The 17920-nt window shown below is 61.2% G+C and carries 22 protein-coding genes and 1 pseudogene; 12 read left to right on the top strand and 11 right to left on the bottom strand.

Going from position 1 to position 17920, the window contains the following annotated elements; genetic code table 11:
• The 5 genes from ccmE to ccmA form a co-directional block, all read right to left on the bottom strand.
• The gene (gene ccmE / locus AB4N92_RS20790) at positions 1-456 is read right to left on the bottom strand and encodes a cytochrome c maturation protein CcmE (protein WP_042570794.1); all 456 of its coding nucleotides are present in this window, start codon (positions 454-456) and stop codon (positions 1-3) included.
• Entirely contained in the window at positions 453-629 is a 177-nt protein-coding gene (ccmD, locus tag AB4N92_RS20785; RefSeq protein ID WP_010211791.1) for a heme exporter protein CcmD, read from the bottom strand. Before ccmD ends, ccmE begins: the two co-directional genes overlap by 4 nt.
• Positions 626-1381, bottom strand: a complete 756-nt coding sequence (locus AB4N92_RS20780) for a heme ABC transporter permease (protein ID WP_106120159.1) — start codon at positions 1379-1381, stop codon at positions 626-628. The genes ccmD and AB4N92_RS20780 overlap by 4 nt, the downstream gene beginning before the upstream one ends.
• 83 nt (positions 1382-1464) lie before the next feature.
• Complete coding sequence (gene ccmB, locus AB4N92_RS20775; RefSeq protein WP_003189951.1) at positions 1465-2133, bottom strand: heme exporter protein CcmB; 669 nt, start codon at positions 2131-2133, stop codon at positions 1465-1467.
• Entirely contained in the window at positions 2130-2765 is a 636-nt protein-coding gene (gene ccmA / locus AB4N92_RS20770) for a cytochrome c biogenesis heme-transporting ATPase CcmA (protein WP_010211794.1), read from the bottom strand. Before ccmA ends, ccmB begins: the two co-directional genes overlap by 4 nt.
• 200 nt (positions 2766-2965) lie before the next feature.
• On the opposite strand from ccmA, the pseudogene fliK reads away from it, so the two are divergent.
• Together fliK and AB4N92_RS20760 are read left to right on the top strand one after the other, a co-directional pair.
• Positions 2966-4542 (top strand): annotated as a pseudogene (gene fliK / locus AB4N92_RS20765) (flagellar hook-length control protein FliK).
• Positions 4539-4868, top strand: coding sequence for an EscU/YscU/HrcU family type III secretion system export apparatus switch protein (locus tag AB4N92_RS20760; RefSeq protein WP_010211799.1), 330 nt, complete (start codon positions 4539-4541; stop codon positions 4866-4868). The pseudogene fliK and the gene AB4N92_RS20760 overlap by 4 nt, the downstream one beginning before the upstream one ends.
• A gap of 128 nt (positions 4869-4996) precedes the next feature.
• Here AB4N92_RS20760 and AB4N92_RS20755 read toward each other — a convergent pair whose 3' ends face one another.
• Both AB4N92_RS20755 and moaB read right to left on the bottom strand, forming a co-directional pair.
• Positions 4997-6223, bottom strand: a complete 1227-nt coding sequence (locus tag AB4N92_RS20755) for a molybdopterin molybdotransferase MoeA (protein ID WP_029529197.1) — start codon at positions 6221-6223, stop codon at positions 4997-4999.
• Positions 6207-6746 (bottom strand): molybdenum cofactor biosynthesis protein B, encoded by a 540-nt coding sequence (gene moaB / locus AB4N92_RS20750; protein ID WP_010211803.1) that lies wholly within the window; start codon positions 6744-6746, stop codon positions 6207-6209. Before moaB ends, AB4N92_RS20755 begins: the two co-directional genes overlap by 17 nt.
• A 76-nt stretch (positions 6747-6822) precedes the next feature.
• Here moaB and mobA point away from each other — a divergent pair, with 76 nt between their 5' ends.
• A complete protein-coding gene (gene mobA, locus AB4N92_RS20745; protein ID WP_010211804.1) occupies positions 6823-7425 on the top strand; it encodes a molybdenum cofactor guanylyltransferase MobA in 603 nt (200 codons plus the stop codon).
• 79 nt (positions 7426-7504) lie between these two features.
• Positions 7505-7726, top strand: a complete 222-nt coding sequence (locus AB4N92_RS20740; protein WP_010211805.1) for a YgdI/YgdR family lipoprotein — start codon at positions 7505-7507, stop codon at positions 7724-7726.
• A 55-nt stretch (positions 7727-7781) separates the two neighbouring features.
• Here AB4N92_RS20740 and AB4N92_RS20735 read toward each other — a convergent pair whose 3' ends face one another.
• From AB4N92_RS20735 to AB4N92_RS20725, 3 genes are all read right to left on the bottom strand, one after another.
• Positions 7782-8672 (bottom strand): pseudouridine synthase, encoded by an 891-nt coding sequence (locus AB4N92_RS20735; protein WP_010211806.1) that lies wholly within the window; start codon positions 8670-8672, stop codon positions 7782-7784.
• A gap of 73 nt (positions 8673-8745) precedes the next feature.
• A complete protein-coding gene (locus AB4N92_RS20730; RefSeq protein ID WP_021492231.1) occupies positions 8746-9081 on the bottom strand; it encodes a hypothetical protein in 336 nt (111 codons plus the stop codon).
• Between the two features lie 74 nt (positions 9082-9155).
• Positions 9156-9392: a glutaredoxin family protein gene (locus AB4N92_RS20725; RefSeq protein WP_044286868.1), complete on the bottom strand. Its 237-nt coding sequence runs from the start codon at positions 9390-9392 to the stop codon at positions 9156-9158.
• 150 nt (positions 9393-9542) lie between these two features.
• Here AB4N92_RS20725 and AB4N92_RS20720 point away from each other — a divergent pair, with 150 nt between their 5' ends.
• Positions 9543-11279: a cation:proton antiporter gene (locus AB4N92_RS20720; RefSeq protein ID WP_021492232.1), complete on the top strand. Its 1737-nt coding sequence runs from the start codon at positions 9543-9545 to the stop codon at positions 11277-11279.
• Here AB4N92_RS20720 and AB4N92_RS20715 read toward each other — a convergent pair.
• Positions 11266-12474, bottom strand: coding sequence for an ammonium transporter (locus tag AB4N92_RS20715; protein WP_010211811.1), 1209 nt, complete (start codon positions 12472-12474; stop codon positions 11266-11268). The genes AB4N92_RS20720 and AB4N92_RS20715 overlap by 14 nt on opposite strands.
• Before the next feature lie 342 nt (positions 12475-12816).
• Between AB4N92_RS20715 and AB4N92_RS20710 the strand changes: the two genes are divergently transcribed.
• From AB4N92_RS20710 to AB4N92_RS20680, 7 genes are all read left to right on the top strand, one after another.
• Positions 12817-13131 (top strand): ElaB/YgaM/YqjD family protein, encoded by a 315-nt coding sequence (locus AB4N92_RS20710; RefSeq protein WP_010211812.1) that lies wholly within the window; start codon positions 12817-12819, stop codon positions 13129-13131.
• Between the two features lie 2 nt (positions 13132-13133).
• A complete protein-coding gene (locus AB4N92_RS20705; protein ID WP_021492234.1) occupies positions 13134-13517 on the top strand; it encodes a phage holin family protein in 384 nt (127 codons plus the stop codon).
• Positions 13514-13855 (top strand): hypothetical protein, encoded by a 342-nt coding sequence (locus tag AB4N92_RS20700; protein WP_010206381.1) that lies wholly within the window; start codon positions 13514-13516, stop codon positions 13853-13855. The genes AB4N92_RS20705 and AB4N92_RS20700 overlap by 4 nt, the downstream gene beginning before the upstream one ends.
• A 91-nt stretch (positions 13856-13946) precedes the next feature.
• Positions 13947-15110, top strand: a complete 1164-nt coding sequence (locus AB4N92_RS20695; RefSeq protein WP_042570788.1) for an EAL domain-containing protein — start codon at positions 13947-13949, stop codon at positions 15108-15110.
• Positions 15111-15181: 71 nt separating this feature from the next.
• Complete coding sequence (locus tag AB4N92_RS20690) at positions 15182-16513, top strand: deoxyguanosinetriphosphate triphosphohydrolase (RefSeq protein ID WP_010211819.1); 1332 nt, start codon at positions 15182-15184, stop codon at positions 16511-16513.
• Positions 16514-16661: 148 nt separating this feature from the next.
• A complete protein-coding gene (locus tag AB4N92_RS20685) occupies positions 16662-17051 on the top strand; it encodes a response regulator (protein ID WP_021492236.1) in 390 nt (129 codons plus the stop codon).
• Between the two features lie 240 nt (positions 17052-17291).
• Entirely contained in the window at positions 17292-17915 is a 624-nt protein-coding gene (locus tag AB4N92_RS20680; RefSeq protein ID WP_010211823.1) for a response regulator transcription factor, read from the top strand.
• The last annotated feature ends 5 nt before the right edge of the window (positions 17916-17920 follow it).

Genomic DNA, 17920 nt, shown 5'->3' with positions numbered 1-17920 from the left:
TTAGCCCTCCTTGGCAGGCGTTGGCGCGGATTGGCCGCTGTCTTTCAGGGCCTTGGTGACTTCCGGCGGCATGTATTTCTCATCGTGCTTGGCCAGCACTTCGTCGGCCACCACCACGCCGTCGGCATTGAGCTTGCCCAGGGCGACGATGCCCTGGCCTTCGCGGAACAGGTCCGGGAGGATGCCGCGGTAGGTGATGGTCACGGCCTTGTTGAAGTCGGTGACCACGAAGGTCACGTCGAGGGAATCACCGGAACGCTTCAGTGAGCCCTTCTCAACCATGCCGCCGGCGCGGATCCGTGTGTCCACCGGCGCTTCGCCATTGGCGATCTGGGTCGGGGTGTAGAACAGGTTGATGTTCTGCTGCAGGGCGCTCAAGGCCAGGCCGACGGCAATGCCGACGCCCACCAGAATCGCAAGGATGATCAACAGACGCTTTCTACGCAGCGGATTCACTTATCGGTCTCCCGGCGCAGACGACGCGCCTCTTGTTGCAGGTAACGCTTGCGGGCCAGGATCGGCGCGGCGACGTTGAGGGCCAGCACTGCCAGGCAGATGCCATAGGCCGTCCAGACATACAGGCCGTGATGGCCCATGGCGAGAAACTCGCTGAAAGAAGCAAAACTCATGCGCGCGCTCCCAGGCTGCTTTGTACTTCGGCCTTGACCCAACGGGTGCGCGATTCACGCTTGAGCACTTCGAGGCGCATGCGCATCAGCAGCACGGCGCCGAAGAAACAGTAGAACCCCAGCACCATGAACAGAAGCGGCGCCCACATCTCTACGGGCATTGCCGGCTTTTCGGTGAGCGTGAAGGTGGCGCCCTGGTGCAGGGTGTTCCACCACTCTACCGAGTATTTGATGATCGGGATGTTGATCACGCCGACAATCGCCAGCACCGCGCAGGCTTTGGCAGCGCTGTCACGATTGCTGATCGCGTTGCCCAGGGCAATCAGACCGAAGTACAGGAACAGCAGGATCAACATGGACGTTAGTCGTGCATCCCACACCCACCATGAGCCCCAGGTGGGTTTGCCCCAGATCGCGCCGGTGACCAGCGCCACGGCAGTCATCCACGCACCAATCGGCGCAGCGCATTGCAGGGCCACGTCCGCCAGTTTCATCTTCCACACCAGGCCGACGATGCCGCACACCGCCAGCATCACGTAGCAGGACTGGGCCAGCATCGCGGCGGGAACGTGGATATAGATGATGCGAAAGCTGTTGCCTTGCTGGTAGTCCGGCGGCGCGAAGGCCAGGCCCCAGACCAGGCCGATGCCGATCAGCAACACGGCGGCGACGCTCAGCCACGGCAGCAGCTTGCCGCTGATGCCATAGAACCATTTGGGCGAGCCGAGCTTGTGAAACCAGGTCCAGTTCATTGCTGTATCCATCACGGTAGCTTTTCGTCGTTGCGAAAAGCTTAGGGTCTTTACTGGTTAAGACAACGCTTAACCAGACCTCATTATTCGCCGACGCTGATCTTCAGGCCGGCGGCTATAGCAAAGGGTGTCAGGGTTACCGCCAGGGCGGTCAGGCTACCAAGCCACAAGAGGTAACCAGTCGCCGGCATGCCCATGAGCGCGGCCTGCAAAGCACCACTGCCCAGGATCAATACCGGGATGTACAAAGGCAGAATCAACAGGGCCAGCAACAGGCCACCCCGCTTCAAACCCACGGTCAACGCTGCGCCCACCGCCCCCAACAGGCTGAGCACCGGCGTACCGAGCAACAAGGACAGGAGCAACACCGGCAGGCATTCGACGGGCAAGCCCAGCATCATCGCCAGCAGCGGCGAGAGCAAGACTAGCGCCAGGCCGGAAAAAGCCCAGTGTGCCAGCACCTTGGCCAGTACCAGAAGTGGCAGGGGGTGCGACGAAAGGACCCACTGTTCTAGGGAACCGTCTTCGAAATCACTGCGAAACAACCCGTCCAGCGAGAGCAGAACCGATAAAAGCGCGGCCACCCACACCAGTCCTGGGGACAAGGTTTGCAACAGTTTAGTCTCAGGGCCGACCGCCAGCGGGAACAACGCGATGACAATCGCGAAAAACACCAGCGGGTTGGCCAGTTCGGCCGGCCGACGGCACAGCAACCGCGCTTCGCGGGCGACCAACAGGGCGAATACGCTCATGCTGACCACTCCCCCAGGTCAAGATCACGGTAGCCGGCGGGCATACGCGTCAGGGTGTGGTGGGTGGTGAGCAATACCGTGCCGCCCTGTTCGCAATGCCGCGCCAAGTGCTCTTCAAGCTGGGCGACGCCTTGTTTATCCAGGGCGGTGAAGGGCTCGTCGAGAATCCATAACGGCGGGCCCGGCAGATACAAACGCGCCAGAGCCACGCGGCGCTGTTGACCGGCGGACAAGGTGTGACAGGGAACATCTTCAAAGCCTTTGAGGCCGACGGCGGCCAGAGCCTGCCAGATGGCATCGCGGGATACGGGATGATGCAGGGCGCTGAGCCAGCCGAGATTTTCTTCGGCGGTGAGCACGTCTTTGATCCCGGCGGCGTGGCCGATCCAAATGAGGTTGCGTGCCAGTTCGGTGCGTTGTTCGTTGAGGGGTTTGCCATTCAGTCGAACTTCACCAGCCGTGGGCTGCATCAACCCTGCCAGCAGGCGCAGCAAACTGGTCTTGCCGCTGCCGTTGGGCCCGCTGACCTGCACCATGTCACCGCCCGTCAGCCGCAATTCGAGGTGCTCGAACAGCAGGCGCAGGTCGCGTTCACAGGAGAGCGCTACGGCTTCAAGAAGAGGGCTGGTCAAAAGATCGCGGGCCTTTACGGTTCAAGTCGGCGGTGCAGCGGCCGTTAAAGAGAAATGCACAATAACGGCTTTGGCGACCGATTTTAGAGAGCTGGATCAAATAGTTGTGAGGTTTTTACCGCTCTCTTTGCAGACGGGCGGCATTATACATGTGATGCCCTACTCTAAAGAGGGCAATTTCCCCAGAGACGACGCGCGCGATGACCGGTGAGATCAACCTTCCTACGCTTCCACCTGCTCCGGCAGCCGGGCCCGGCCCTGCGCCTGTGGCCGGCGAACTGTTGAAACTGCTGGAGCCGCAGATCGGCCTGATCGACCCCGGGAAAACCGCGAATGCCGAGGTCATCGCCCTGAAACAAGGCGGTGAAGCCTTTCAGTTGTTGCTCAAGTTGACCCTCGAGGGCGGTCGCCAGACATTGGTACAGGCAAGCAGCCCGCAGCCGCTGCCGCTGGGCAGCAACGTGGCGGTGAGCCAGACGCCCACCGGCAACCTGACCCTCAGCCTGCAACAAGCCTTGAGCGCCAATGTCGCCGCCCTCACCCGCATCGACACGGATCAGATGCCGGTGGGCACACTGTTGCAGGCCAAGGTGCTGACCACCCAGATGCTGCCCCAGGGCACGGCGCAACCGGCGATCTATCGGTCATTGGTCACCGTGCTCAACAGCGCGCTGGCCGGCGCGACCCTGAGCGTGGAAAGCCCCCAGCCACTGCGCGTCGGCAGCCTGCTCAGCGCTGTGGTGCAGAATACGCAGACCTTGAGCTTTGTGCCGTTGAGCGGGCTCAAGGATCAGTTGGCCGTCACGCAGCAACTGTCGACCCAGCAAAGTCGCCAGGGCTCGCTGGATGCGGTCTTCACCGCGCTGCAAAACCTGCCGCGCGGCGACACGACCTCCGCCGAGCTGCGCGGCGCCGCCGAGCGTTTGCTTGCCGCCCTGCCCGACCTGGCCCAGGTCAGCAATCCCAAGGTACTGGCGCAAGTCATCCAGAACAGCGGCGCGTTTCTTGAAGCCAAGCTGCTTGCCGGGCAAAACCCACAGATCCCGCCTCTGGATATGAAAGGCGCCTTGCTGCGCCTGGTCGCCGATTTGCTGCCAGCCCTACCCGCCAACACCAATATGAATGCCATCCTCGCCGCCAACACCCTGGCCCAGGTGCTGCCCAACTTCGTGCGCAGTCCACTGAATACGCTCGGCCAGGTCAGCGCGCGCCAGATGCCCGCCGGCTTCCCACTGCCCGAACGGTTGATGGCAAAACTGGAAGGCGAAGGCGACCTGGAAAACCTGCTGCGCCTGGCCGCCGGGGCGATCTCGCGGTTGCAAAGCCATCAGCTGTCGAGCCTGGAACAAACAGGCACCACCGCCGACGGCCGCCTGCAAACCACCTGGCAGTTGGAAATCCCCATGCGCACCCTGCAGGACATCGTGCCGTTGCAGGTCAAGTTCCAACGCGAAGAGCCGGCGCCGGACAAGGATCAGCCCGATCGCAAAGAAAAAAGGACGCCAAACAGATGCTCTGGCGCGTCGAGTTGGCTTTCGACATGGAGCCGCTGGGGCCTTTGCAGGTCCAGGCGCAATTGAGCCAGGGCAAACTGTCCAGCCAGTTGTGGGCCTCCCGGCCCTTTACCGCCAGCTTGATCGAAAGCCACTTGGGCAACCTGCGCGAACGCCTGGTGACATCGGGCATCAATGTCGGCGACCTCGATTGCCACCTCGGCACCCCGCCGCGCGGGCCTAAAACCGGACTGGAGCAACGCTGGGTGGATGAGACCGCATGAAAAACCCTACGCCACCGCGCCAGGCGATCGCCCTCAAGTACGACGGCCAGCAGGCACCAACCCTGACCGCCAAGGGCGACGATGCCCTGGCCGAGGCCATCCTGAAGCTGGCGCGGGAAAACGAAGTGCCCATCTATGAAAACGCCGAGCTGGTGAAGCTGCTGGCGCGGATGGAACTGGGTGACAGCATTCCAGAGGAGTTGTACCGCACGATTGCCGAGATCATTGCGTTTGCATGGACATTGAAGGGCAAGTTCCCGGTGGGGTATGACCCGGATGCGGGCCCGGTGGAGCGGGATGTGACGGAGCGTGGGGATGACTACTGACTCACAGACAAACACAAAACAAACTGTGGGAGCGGGCTTGCTCGCGAATGTGGTGTGTCAGCCACTCAATGCGCTGGCTGATCCAACGCATTCGCGAGCAAGCCCGCTCCCACTTTTTTGACCTGTGTTCAGTTCAGAACTTCACTTAGAGGAATGAAATTGACCCGGTCACCCATCTCCAGCGTCGTCCCCTCCAACACCTCCACAAACCCCTCCGCCCACGCCGCACTGCGCAGCACGCCGGAGCTCTGGTTGCGGTAGATGATCGCCTTGCCCTGCTCGATACGACCGCGCAGGTATTCGCGGCGATTGCCCGGCTTGGGCCAGGTGAACCCCACTGGCACTGCAAAACGTAATGGCTCGACATCCTGCACACCTTGGCGGCGCAGCAAGTAAGGGCGTGCCAGCAGCGCGAACGTCACCAACGTCGACGCCGGGTTGCCTGGCAGGCCGATCACCGGTACGCCACGGAAGTGGCCGAAGGTCAGCGGCTTGCCGGGTTTGATAGCCAGCTTCCACAACGCCAGCTCACCCTCTTCACGCAGGGCGATCCCAAGAAAGTCCGCTTCGCCCACCGACACACCGCCCGTCGACAGGATCAAGTCGACACTGCCCAAACCGCCCAGACGTGCGCGGGTCTGCTCCAGATCGTCCGGCAAGATGCCGGCGTCGATCACTTCGCAACCCATGCGCGCCAGCCATGAGCACAGCACCCGTCGGTTGCTGTTGTAGATCTGCCCCGGCCCCAGCGGCAAGCCCGGCTCGATCAGTTCATCACCGGTAGACAAAACCGCCACGCGCGGGCGGCGTACCACCGCCAGGCGATCACGACCGAGGGACGCCGCCAGCCCCAGTTCAATCGGGCCCAGGCGCGTGCCGGCCGACAACACTAACTCGCCAACCGTGGTTTCCTGGCCCTGGGGGCGGATGTTCTGGCCGGCGTGCAGAGGTTCGGTGAAGCTCACGCGCTCATCGGCGTGAACCACGGCGTTTTCCTGCATTTCCACGCAGTCGGCCCCTTCCGGCACCGGGGCGCCGGTGAAGATGCGGGCGCAGGTGCCCGCCGCCAGAGGCTGTGGCGCCTGCCCTGCGAAAATCCGCTGGCTGACCACCAACGGCTCCCCCGTCCAGTCCGCCAGGCGCACGGCGTAACCGTCCATGGCGCTGTTTGGCCACGGCGGCAGGTCGAGGGTGGAGATCAGGTCTTGCGCCAGTACACGGCCGTCGCAGTCCGCCAGCAGCAGCGTTTCCTGCTCGCGGATCGGCGCGGCTTCGGCCATGGCCAGCAGCTGTGCCAACGCGTCTTCCACCGGCAGCAGAGCGCCGGTCTTGCCGGGCTTACCCACGGGACTCACAAGGCTCAGCCTGTTTCAGGTGCGGTACGAAATTGCACGGGCGGTGACGGTTGTCCAGTTGCTCGGCGAGGATGCCATCCCAGCCAGTGCGCACCGCATTGGTGGAACCCGGCAGGCAGCACACCAGGGTGCCATTGGCCAGGCCGGCCAGGGCACGGGATTGCACGGTGGACGTGCCAATGTCGGCCACGGAAATCTGACGGAACAGTTCACCAAAGCCATCGACCTGTTTGTCCAGCAGGCAGCTCACCGCTTCGGGGGTGCTGTCGCGGCCGGTGAAGCCGGTGCCGCCAGTGATCAGCACCACTTGCACCACGTCTTCGGCGATCCAGTGAGCGACCTGGGCGCGGATCTTGTAGAGGTCGTCCTTGAGCAGCACGCGCTCGGCCAGGTGGTGGCCGGCGGCAGTCAGGCGGTCGACGAAGACCTGGCCGGAGGTATCGGTGTCGAGGGTACGGGTGTCGCTGACGGTCAATACAGCGATATTCAGGGGTACGAAGGGCGCATCTGCCTTGGCTTTCATGGCACGGTCCGGTTGTCGAAGGAACAGCCCGATGTTATATCACAGGCCCCCCTTTTGCTGCCGCTGCGGAACCGTTATGCCTATCGATTCATCCCTCCTGCCCTGCTCGGTGCTGCTGCTGTCCGGCGGGCGCGGCCAACGTATGGGCGGCCAGGACAAAGGCTTGCTGGAATGGCGCGGCCAGCCCTTGATCGCGCACGTGCAACATTTGGTGCGACCGCTCACGGATGACCTGATCATCTCGTGCAACCGCAACCCGCAACACTATGCCGCCTACGCCGACCAGTTGGTGAATGACGACAGCCCGGACTTCCCCGGCCCGCTCGCCGGTATCCGGGCGGGGCTCGCCGCCGCACGTCATGCGCACCTGCTGATACTGCCGTGCGATGTGCCGCATATCGACGCAGGGCTGATCCAGGCGCTGCGTGAAACCGCGCAACGCAACCCGCGGCTGCCGGTGATGGTGCGCCATGGTGCGTTCTGGGAACCGTTGATCTGCATCGTCCCCACCGGCCTGCGCGACGCGGTAGACAGCGCGTGGCACGCCGGTGAGCGCAGCCCGCGCAAGCTGTTTCTACAACTGGGCGGCGTGGGTCTGGAATGCCCGGCGGATGACCCTCGCCTGGCCAACCTTAATACGCCGGAGCTGTTACAGACGCCATCGGGCGTGTCAGAATGAACCTCGCACAAGGAACTTTGTCGGCGCTGCACGCGTCACAAGGTCAGCTATTAAAAAGTATTCTCTCGGAGACAGACTCATGACTCAACGGACCATCGCCGCTCTCATGCTTGCACTGGGCCTCGCCACCCTCGCCGGTTGCGCCTCGCCAACAGTGATCACCTTGAATGACGGTCGCGAAATCCAGGCCGTCGACACCCCGAAATACAATGAAGATTCGGGTTTCTACGAATTCGAACAACTTGACGGCAAGCGCACCCGCATCAACAAAGACCAGGTTCGCACCGTCAAAGACTTGTAAGTCTTAACGTTTGCCATCAAGGCCCGCCTCGCGCGGGCCTTGTCGTTTCCGGGGGTTACCAGTCGAGGGTGATCCGACTGCGGAAACTGCGCTCTTCACCCGTGACCGGGTCAATGAACCGCACACCCTGGGCGAGCAGTTTGAGGGGGTTGGCGTAGTCGTCTACCGCGTCCTTGATCACCTCTGGGTAGAACGGGTCGTTACAGATACTCGCGCCGAGGGCGGTCATGTGCACGCGCAACTGGTGTTTCTTGCCCGTCACCGGGAACAGGCCATAACGCCACAAATCGCCCTTTTTCTCGCGCACCTCCACGGCCGTTTCGGTGTTGGCGACACCCTGACCTTCCTGCATGCGAAAGAACGGTTCGCCATCGACCAGCCGGCTTTTATGCACCCTGGGGAACGTCAGGTCCGGCAGCGCTGGCGCAATGGCTTCGTAGAATTTATCGATCTGGCGCGTGGGAAACAGTTGCTGGTAAGCCGAGCGACTGGCCGGGTTGGCCGAGAACAGGACCAGCCCCGCGGTGTGCCGATCGATACGGTGTAACGGCACCAGCGATGGATTATCCAGGCGGCGAATCAAACGGCGCAGCAGGGTTTGCTCGACGTATTCACCGGCCGGGGTCACGGGCAGGAAGTGCGGTTTGTCGGCGACCACCAGATGCTCGTCGGCATACAGGATGGTTTCCTGCACCGGGATGACTTTCTCGTTTGGCACTTCGCGGAAATAGTAGATGCACAAGCCTTCCTTGTAGGCCAGGTCCAGGGCGATCGGGCTGCCGTTGATATCCAGCACTCGGCCTCGCGCGATGCGATCCAGCCAGTGTTCGCGGCCGATGGCCGGAAAGTGCTCGCACAGGCAATCCAGCACCGTCACCCAAGGGCCGGGGGGCAGATACAACGTGCTGGCTTGGTGTTGGGACGCGGAAAAACCGGAGGTGGACATGAAATGCTCGACGCCTTTGACCAAACAGGCGGGCATTATCCCGCATGCAGCGGGATTGAGCCTAGGGCCGATCTCAGGCCTTGGCCAACTCCGCCCGCAGGATCGGCGAGGCACTGGCGGCCTCGGTGAATTCCTTGAGCCAGCGCAGCACATCCACCGCTTCCCAACGGCCCGGATCGTACAACGCGTACAACAACCCCTGGTACCCCACCACATCCAGCTGCTTGTGGTAGCCGGCGCGCTGGAACAGCGCCTCGATCTCGGCAAAACAGGTATTGAAGTGCACTTTGTTGAACGGCGTCTTGCCTTCCGTGACCAGACCATCGAGGCACAGCTCCTTCACCGCATCGCGCACCACGTCGGCGGACATGCGATTGACGCTGCTTTTCAGTTGTTCGACATTCACCACGGGCGTTCCCTCTATTTCAATCGCTGTACAAACATACAGTAACTTAATATTTGGAAACCTGCCATCGCATAAACCTAACGAAGGAAGGCAACAACCTGTTGTGTGTCGAATGGCCAATCCAGTTCCGCACCGCTGTCCACCCGACGCAGCACCGGAATCCGCAGGCCATAGACGTCGGTCAGGTCCTCGGGGTCGGTGATATCCACCAGTTCGACCAGCAACCCGTTATCGACGAGCGGCATGATTTCGGCTTCGGCAATCTCACAAAGATGGCAACCCACGGTGCCTAATAGCTGGCATTCAGGAAGCATGACGAATGGACCTGATCAGAAAGTAGGTCAACATTCTATGCCCGGTGGCGGCATGAAGCCCACCACCACAAAAACCCTGACCCAGGTCACCATGGCCTATAACTGATTCACCGACTCTTGCGGCTTTTTGCCTGCCCCCTTACAACGGAGATGCGTGTGTTTGCCAACCTGCTGATCATTCTGGCCTCATCCCTGGTGGTGATTGCGCTGTTTCGCCGGCTGCAGTTGCCGCCCGTGCTGGGCTACCTCTGCGTCGGCCTGGCCGTGGGGCCCACCGCGCTGGACTGGGTGAATGACAGCGAAGAGTTGCCCGACCTTGCCGAGCTGGGCGTGGTGTTCCTGCTGTTCTCCCTGGGCCTGGAGTTTTCCTTGACCAAGATGCTGGCCCTGCGCCGTGTGGTGTTTGGCCTGGGCAGCCTGCAGGTGTTGGGGTGCGGGGTGCTACTGGGGCTGTTGCTGATGATCCTGGGCGTGGCGCCGGGTATCGCCCTGTTGCTGGGGGCTGGGCTGGCGCTGTCATCCACGGCCATCGTCAGCAAGGAGCTGACCAGCCTCGGGGAAATCTTCAGCAGTCATGGCCAGAACGCCATTGGCGTGTTGCTGTTCCAGGATGTGGTAGCGGTGTTACTGCTGACCTTGGTGCCGGTGTTCGCCGGCACTGGCGAGCAAGCCTGGTATTGGGCGCTGCCACTGACCCTGGGCAAGACCGTGGTGTTGTTTGTCGGCCTGCTGCTCGCCAGTCGCTGGTTATTGCCACGGCTGTTTCATGAAGTGGCGGCCTCCCATTCAGCGGAGTTGTTTGTGCTGCTGGCGCTGGTGATCGTGTTGCTGACCGCCTGGCTCACTCACCTCTTGGGGCTCTCCCCGGCTCTTGGGGCGTTCCTGGCCGGCATGTTGTTGGGCGAAAGCCACTACCGTCACCAGATCGAGGCGGATATCCGGCCCTTTCGCGACATCCTGCTAGGGTTGTTTTTCGTCAGCATCGGCATGCTCATCGACTTGCAATTGTTTGTCAGCCACAGCCTGCTCATCCTCGGCCTGACCCTTACCTTGATGCTGGTCAAAGGCTGCGTGGTCGCCGTGCTGGTCAAGCTGCGCGGCAGCGACAGTGAAACAGCCTGGCGCAGCGGCCTGGCCCTGGCCCAGGGTGGCGAGTTCTGCTTTGCATTGATGGCACAGATGCAGCAGAGCCGGTTGATCCCTGACGAATTCAACGGTTTGTTGCTCGCGGCGACCTTCTGCTCGATGTTGCTCACGCCGCTGCTGTTGCGCGCCGCACCTGGCATCGCCCTGCGCCTGCACCGCAAACCCAACCAGCAAGTGCAACTGGAAGAAATCACTGCGCTGAACGCCGAGCTGCGCGGGCACGCAGTGATCTGCGGCTATGGCCGCGTCGGCCAATCGATCGGGCGTTTTCTGCGCAAGGAACAACAGGCATATATCGCCCTGGATGACGACCCGGAGCGCGTACAGGAAGCAGCCACCGAAGACAGCAGCGTGCATTACGGCGACTGTCGGCGCGGCGCCCTGCTCAGCGCGGTCGGCGTGGAACGTGCGCGGCTGGTGGTGATTGCCGTGGACAACAGCGATGTCGCCTTGGCGGTGTTGAAAGAGGCGCGCCGGATCAACGCCGAAGTGCCGATCCTGGTGCGCACTCGCGATGACAGCCAGCTCGCGGAACTGAAAGCCGCGGGCGCCAGCGAAGTGGTGCCCGAGCTGTTGGAGTCGAGCCTGATGCTCGCCTCCCACGCCCTGATCCTGCTAGGCCTGCCGGACCAACAGGTCCAGGCGCGAGTCGATGAGGTGCGGCAGAACCGCTATCGCCTGCTGCACGGCTTTTACTCACACCCGGACGCCGCTGACGAGGCGCCGATCAATCCTGACTGACCGCGCCGATCTTGTGGATCGACAGGTCCGCACCGTAGTACTCCTCTTCCTGGCTCAGGCGCAGCCCATGCACGCGCTTGATCACGCCGTATACCAGCAGGCCGCCCACCAACGCCACCAGCACGCCAAGGGCCGTGCCGATCAACTGGCTGATCAGGCTGACGCCGCCCAATCCACCCAGGGCTGTCTGGCCGAAAATGCCGCAGGCAATGCCGCCCCACACGCCGCACAGGCCGTGCAAGGGCCACACACCCAGCACGTCGTCGATCTTCCAGCGATCCTGGGCCGCGATGAAGAACCACACAAACAAGCCGCCAGCGACTGCACCCGTGACCAGCGCGCCCACCGGATGCATCAGGTCGGAACCGGCGCAGATCGCCACCAACCCGGCCAGTGGGCCGTTATGCAGGAAGCCTGGGTCGTTGCGGCCGATGATCAGGGCCGCAACCGTGCCACCCACCATGGCCATCAGCGAGTTGACCGCCACCAGGCCGCTGACGCTGTTCAGGGTTTGCGCGCTCATCACGTTGAAGCCAAACCAGCCGACGATCAGAATCCAAGAACCCAACGCCAGGAACGGAATGCTCGACGGCGCGAACGCCACCAAGCGCCCCTCGCGGTAACGTCCGTTGCGCGGACCAAGCAGCAACACCGCCGCCAGCGCCAGCCAGCCGCCCATGGCGTGCACCACCACGGAGCCAGCGAAGTCATGGAAGCTGGCACCGAAGGTCGCGAGCAGCCAGGCCTGCAGGCCGAAATTGCCGTTCCACACCAGGCCTTCGAAAAACGGATAGATAAATGCCACGATCAACGCCGTAGCGCAGAGTTGTGGAGCAAACCGTGCACGCTCGGCAATGCCCCCGGAAATGATGGCCGGGATTGCCGCCGCAAAGGTCAGCAGGAAGAAAAACTTCACCAGACCATAGCCATGGTCGGCACTGATCACCGCCGCCGGTTGCATGAAGCTCACACCGTAGGAGATCCAATAGCCTATAAAGAAATAGGCCAACGTAGAGATAGCGAAGTCGCTGAGGATCTTCGACAGCGCGTTGACCTGGTTTTTCTGGCGTACCGTACCGACTTCAAGGAACGCGAAGCCCGCGTGCATCGCCAGGACCATGACCGCGCCGATCAGGATAAACAGGGTATTGGAACTGTGGACGAGCGTGTCCACTGCACTGTGCAAATTTTCCATGGAGGTTGGCAGGCCTGCAATAAAGGCAAAAAGCACCAAAGCGGTTCAATCCGGGGTTGCGCGCACTAAATTGGCACCGCCGGCCCCACCCCTCTTAAGAGGGCGTGAACCGCTTTAGCGCAGCGATCAACACAACAAGCCGATACCGATAGGGTTTTTCCGCGAATTTCAGTTATTTAGGGTAAGGTTTTTCAAGGCTTCCTGCCCGACCGCCCAGATTCAGCGCAGGCCTCAGGGCCTGCGCACCAAGGCAAAGCAAAAGCTGTACCACACAATTGCACTGAACCTTCACCGAAGCCGGTGACTCGAAAACGTACAGATCAGCCAATCACGGAGATACCCATGGCCAGAAGAACTGCAAAGACTGCTCAAGAAATACTGATGGCGGATTTTCAAACCCTGGTCAGCGACACTGAAAAGTTGCTGGATGACACCAAGGTGCTGGCGGGTGACCAGGCTGACGAGCTGCGCAGCAAGATCCACGAAAGCCTGCTCAAGGCCCGCGAAACCCTACAATTGACCGAGGACTCCCTGCGCGAACGCGGCCAGGCGGCGGTCACTGCGACCGAAGATTACGTGCAAGCCAACCCTTGGCAGTCGGTGGGCATTGCTGCCGGCGTGGGCTTTCTGATCGGCCTGCTGGCCACAAGGCGCTAATCATGTCTATCGGCGAAACGGGCTCGTCCACGGGCACCACCTCAAGACGTCTGGGCGCGGCCGTACTGGGCTTGCTGCACAGCCACGTCGAATTGTTTGGCATCGAATTGCAGGAACAGAAAGCGCGCACCGTCAGCCTGCTGCTGTTTGCCGGCCTGGCGCTGGTGTTTGCGCTGCTGTTGCTGGTGGGCCTGTCCACGCTGGTGATGATCCTCGTCTGGGACACCGGTTATCGCCTGACCGGGATCATCAGCCTGTGCGTGTTCTACACCCTGGCCGCAGCGTTTTGCGGGGTGCGCTTGAAAGCGGCGGTGTTTGATGAGTCCACGCCGTTCCACGCCACCCTCGAAGAGCTGGCCAATGACCGGGAGCGCCTGCTGCCATGAGCATCACTGAAATCCCGAAAACCACCTCCCGCCGGGAAATGCGCAAGGCGTTGATTCGTCTGCGCATGGAAATGCACCGTCAGGAGATTCGCCACGAGTCCCAGCAATTGATGCTGCCTTTGAACAAGGTGCGCAACATGGGCCATAACTGGCAAGACAGCCTGGGCCTCAAGCACGCGCCGCTGTGGGGCGTGGCCGCGGTGACGTTGATGGGCTTCTTTACCGGCAAAGGCGCCAAGGGCGGTGGTATCGGCAGCCTGACGCGCCTGGTGCGCCTCGGTGCCGGCTTGATCCCGCTGATCAAACTGGCCATGCAGGGCTCTTCGCGTAAAAGTTGAGCCTGGCTGGCTGCATTCTTGCTAACAGAAACGGCCCGGCCCTCATTTCGAGGGTCGGGCCTTTTTTCGCCAACCATTCTAAGGAGGCGCCGTGATCGACGGGCAACCGCTCGCCTGCTTCCAGCCGTTTATCGACACTGCCACGGGCCGCATCGCCGGCGTCGAGGCCCTGGGCCGTCTGCGTCAGGCTGACGGTCGCCTGCAGTCCGTAGGCCCGCTGTTCGCTGACCCGCGCACACCGGGCGCAACCTTGCGCCGACTCGACCGACAGATTCGCGACAATGCGCTGAGCCGCTTGCATGAAGCCCCCAAAGACTGGTTCCTGAGCCTGAACATCTCGCCACGTTGGATCAATCGCCTGCGACCGGGCCAGGCCCTGCCGAGCCTCAAACAGATCCAGCACCATGGCGTCGATCCGCAGCGCATCGTGTTCGAGATCACCGAGCTGGGTGGCGACATCCGTCGCCTGGCTGACGTGGTGGCGCGCTATCGCGAAGCCGGTGCGCGCATCGCCATCGACGACTTTGGCGCCGGCTATTCCCAGCTCGACCGGGTGCTGGCGTTGCAGCCGGATATCCTCAAGCTGGACATGCGCCTGTTCCAGGAAGCTGCCCGTGGTGGGCCGAGCAGTGAAGTGGTGCGGGCCCTGGCGCAAATGGCCGAGAAGACCGGCTGCTGGATCATTGCCGAAGGTGTGGAAACCGAGGCGCAGTTGCGCTTTGCCCTGGAGTGCGGCTCGCGCTATGTACAGGGTTATCTGTTTGCCCAGGCCCGGTTGGACTGGTTCGCCGCCGACGCCTTCGTCCCGCGCTTCGCCCAATTGCGCGCGGCCTACGTCCAGCAGAAGCTGGCGGAGCGCGGTCGGATCATGCAGCTGCGCCATCAACTGGTCGAACTGATGAAGATCCTGCAAACCTGGGCCCAGGCCCAGGCACCGTTGAGCAAACTGCCGCAACTGCCGGCGTTTCCCTGGCTGCTGCGCTTCTACCAGTGTGACCGGCATGGCACCCAGCTGACACCCAACTTCGAGTGGCGCCAGGATGCCTGGCAGTCCGATAGCCGCTACCTGGGCCACAACTGGTCATGGCGCCCCTACTTCTATCACTTGCTGGCCGAAGGCTGGGAAGAACGTCGCCTGACCCTGTCCTCGACCTACCGCGACGCCACCACCAACCAGTATTGCCTCACGGCCGGACAATTCTTCGAAAACGGTCAGCGTTTGCTGTTAATCGATATCGACGCGGCCGGGCTGTAGATTTTCGCTTGCCCAGGGCACGCTGAACCGGGAAGCTGGGAGGGTCATTCACCGCACGGAGAGTACCCGCCTTGGATTGGCCCACCCTGTTGACTCGCGAACGTCTTGGCAAACCGCTGCACAGCCCGGAAGAACTGGGGCGTAGCCCGTTTCACAAAGACCATGACCGTATTATCTTCTCCGGCGCCTTTCGTCGCCTGGGGCGCAAGACCCAAGTGCACCCTGTCTCCAGCAACGACCATATCCACACGCGCCTGACCCACTCCCTGGAAGTGAGCTGCGTGGGTCGCTCCCTCGGCATGCGCGTCGGTGAAACCCTGCGCAACGCCCTGCCCGACTGGTGTGACCCCAGCGACCTGGGCATGGTGGTGCAATCGGCCTGCCTGGCCCATGACATCGGCAACCCACCGTTCGGGCACTCTGGCGAAGACGCCATCCGCCACTGGTTTCAACAAGCCGCAGGACGCGGCTGGCTGGACGACATGAGTAGCGCCGAGCGTAACGACTTCCTCAACTTCGAAGGCAACGCCCAAGGTTTCCGCGTATTGACCCAGCTGGAATACCACCAGTTCGACGGCGGCACCCGGCTGACCTATGCGACCCTGGGCACCTACCTGAAATACCCATGGACCGCCCGCCACGCGGACTCCCTGGGTTACAAGAAGCACAAGTTCGGCTGCTACCAGAGCGAACTGCCGATCCTCGAGCAGATCGCCCACAAGCTCGGCCTGCCGCAACTCGAAGAACAACGCTGGGCCCGACACCCGCTGGTGTACTTGATGGAGGCGGCGGATGATATCTGCTACGCCTTGATCGACCTGGAAGACGGCCTGGAAATGGAGTTGCTGGAATACGCCGAAGTCGAGTCGCTGCTACTGAACCTGGTGGGCGACGATCTGCCCCAAACCTATCGCCAACTGGGCGCCCATGACTCGCGCCGACGCAAATTGGCAATCCTGCGCGGCAAGGCCATCGAACATCTGACCAACGCAGCCGCACAGGCCTTCGTCGAACAGCAGGACGCCCTGCTCGCCGGCACCCTGCCCGGCGACTTGGTAGAACATATGCACGGCCCGGCCAAGCGCTGTGTGCTGGATGCCAAGGACATGGCGCGCAAGAAGATCTTCCAGGACAAGCGCAAGACGCTGCACGAGATCGGCGCCTACACCACCCTGGAAATTCTCCTGAATGCGTTCTGCGGTGCGGCCCTGGAGCAGCACGGCGGACGCACGCCGTCGTTCAAGAACCGACGCATCCTCGATCTGCTGGGCAACAACGCGCCAGACCCGGCGTGGCCGCTGCACACCTCGTTCCTGCGAATGATCGACTTTATCGCCGGCATGACCGACAGCTACGCCACCGAGATGGCCCGTGAGATGACCGGGCGCTCTAGCCCTCAATAGCGTTTGATCAACCGCCTGCTCCCTGAAAGGAAGCTACCTACGAAGGGAACAGAGCGGCCTGATCGAATTCGTACAAGCATACGATGAACAATCGCGCACGCTTTTACGTCGTGCCCAATCGCCATCTGACTCACCGTGTGCCCATCCTATGCTCAAGTCCAACCTTCGACTCCTGGTGGTGGAGGATCACCCCTTTCAGCGCCTTGCCACCCAGTGCCTGCTCAAGAGCTTTGGCTTCGACCAATTGACGCTGGCTGAAAACGCTGAACAAGCGATCCAACTGATGACGCAGGGCGAAGCCCCCTTCGATCTCATGCTGTGCGATCAATGCCTGCCCGACCTGCCTGGACTGGAGTTGATAGAAATAGCCAGCCGCCAATGTTTTATAGCAGGTGCCATTTTACTCAGTGGTTTACCCGTGATCGAATTGGAGTATCTGAGCAAGCAAGCCTTTCGGCGGAATCTGCCGCTGCTGGGTTACTTATCAAAACCGCTGAACCAGGACGAACTCATGGCTTTCATCAATGTAGGAAATTAAACATCCTGCCTTAAGAGAACTTACCGAGATTGGCTAGATAACATCAGGCATGCGGTTTACCCTTCAAATAACCTGAGGCGCCGACATGAACGCCCACAAAGCCTTCGCAATGCGTGAGCCTAAGCCGTTTTTGTTGTAGGACTTTTCCTGTTTTGCACCTTCCCCCCCGCTGCTTCATCCTCCCACCTCAACTTCTGAGCTAATGTGCCCGCTTTATTTGCACTTGCGTGGAATATGATTATGAACACAGTTTTCATCATCGATGATCACCCTGTAATCAGGCTGGCCATTCGAATGCTGCTGGAACACGAAGGCTATAAAGTCGTCGGCGAAACCGATAATGGCTGTGATGCGATACAAATGGTTCGCGAGTGCCTTCCGGACTTGATCATTCTGGACATCGGAATCCCAAAACTGGATGGGCTCGAAGTGCTATGCCGCTTCAACTCCATGAATACCTCCATGAAGACCCTTATCCTCACGGCGCAAACCCCCACCCTGTTTGCTACTCGCTGCATGCGCTCAGGTGCCGATGGTTATGTGTGCAAGGAAGGTGATCTGAGTGAATTGCTGAGTGCGATCCGCGCCGTATTATCCGGTTATAACTACTTTCCCAGCCAGGCCTTGAATACGAGCGGACCGGAAGCAAACTACGAAGAGTTGGAGCTGTTCAAAACAGTGAATGATCGAGAGTTAATGGTATTGCAACTTTTTGCACAAGGCCGTACCAACAAGGAAATTGCCAAAGGAATGTTTTTAAGTAACAAAACCGTCAGCACGTATAAAAAGAGGCTTATGCAAAAACTGAAAGCAAAGTCCTTGGTAGAACTTATCGAGCTGGCAAAACGAAACGCGCTGGTGTGAGAAAG

The sequence above is a fragment of the Pseudomonas sp. S3_A09 genome (assembly GCF_054668065.1).
Note: the sequence above shows the minus strand (reverse complement) of the source record. Positions and strands in the feature narration are given on the sequence as shown.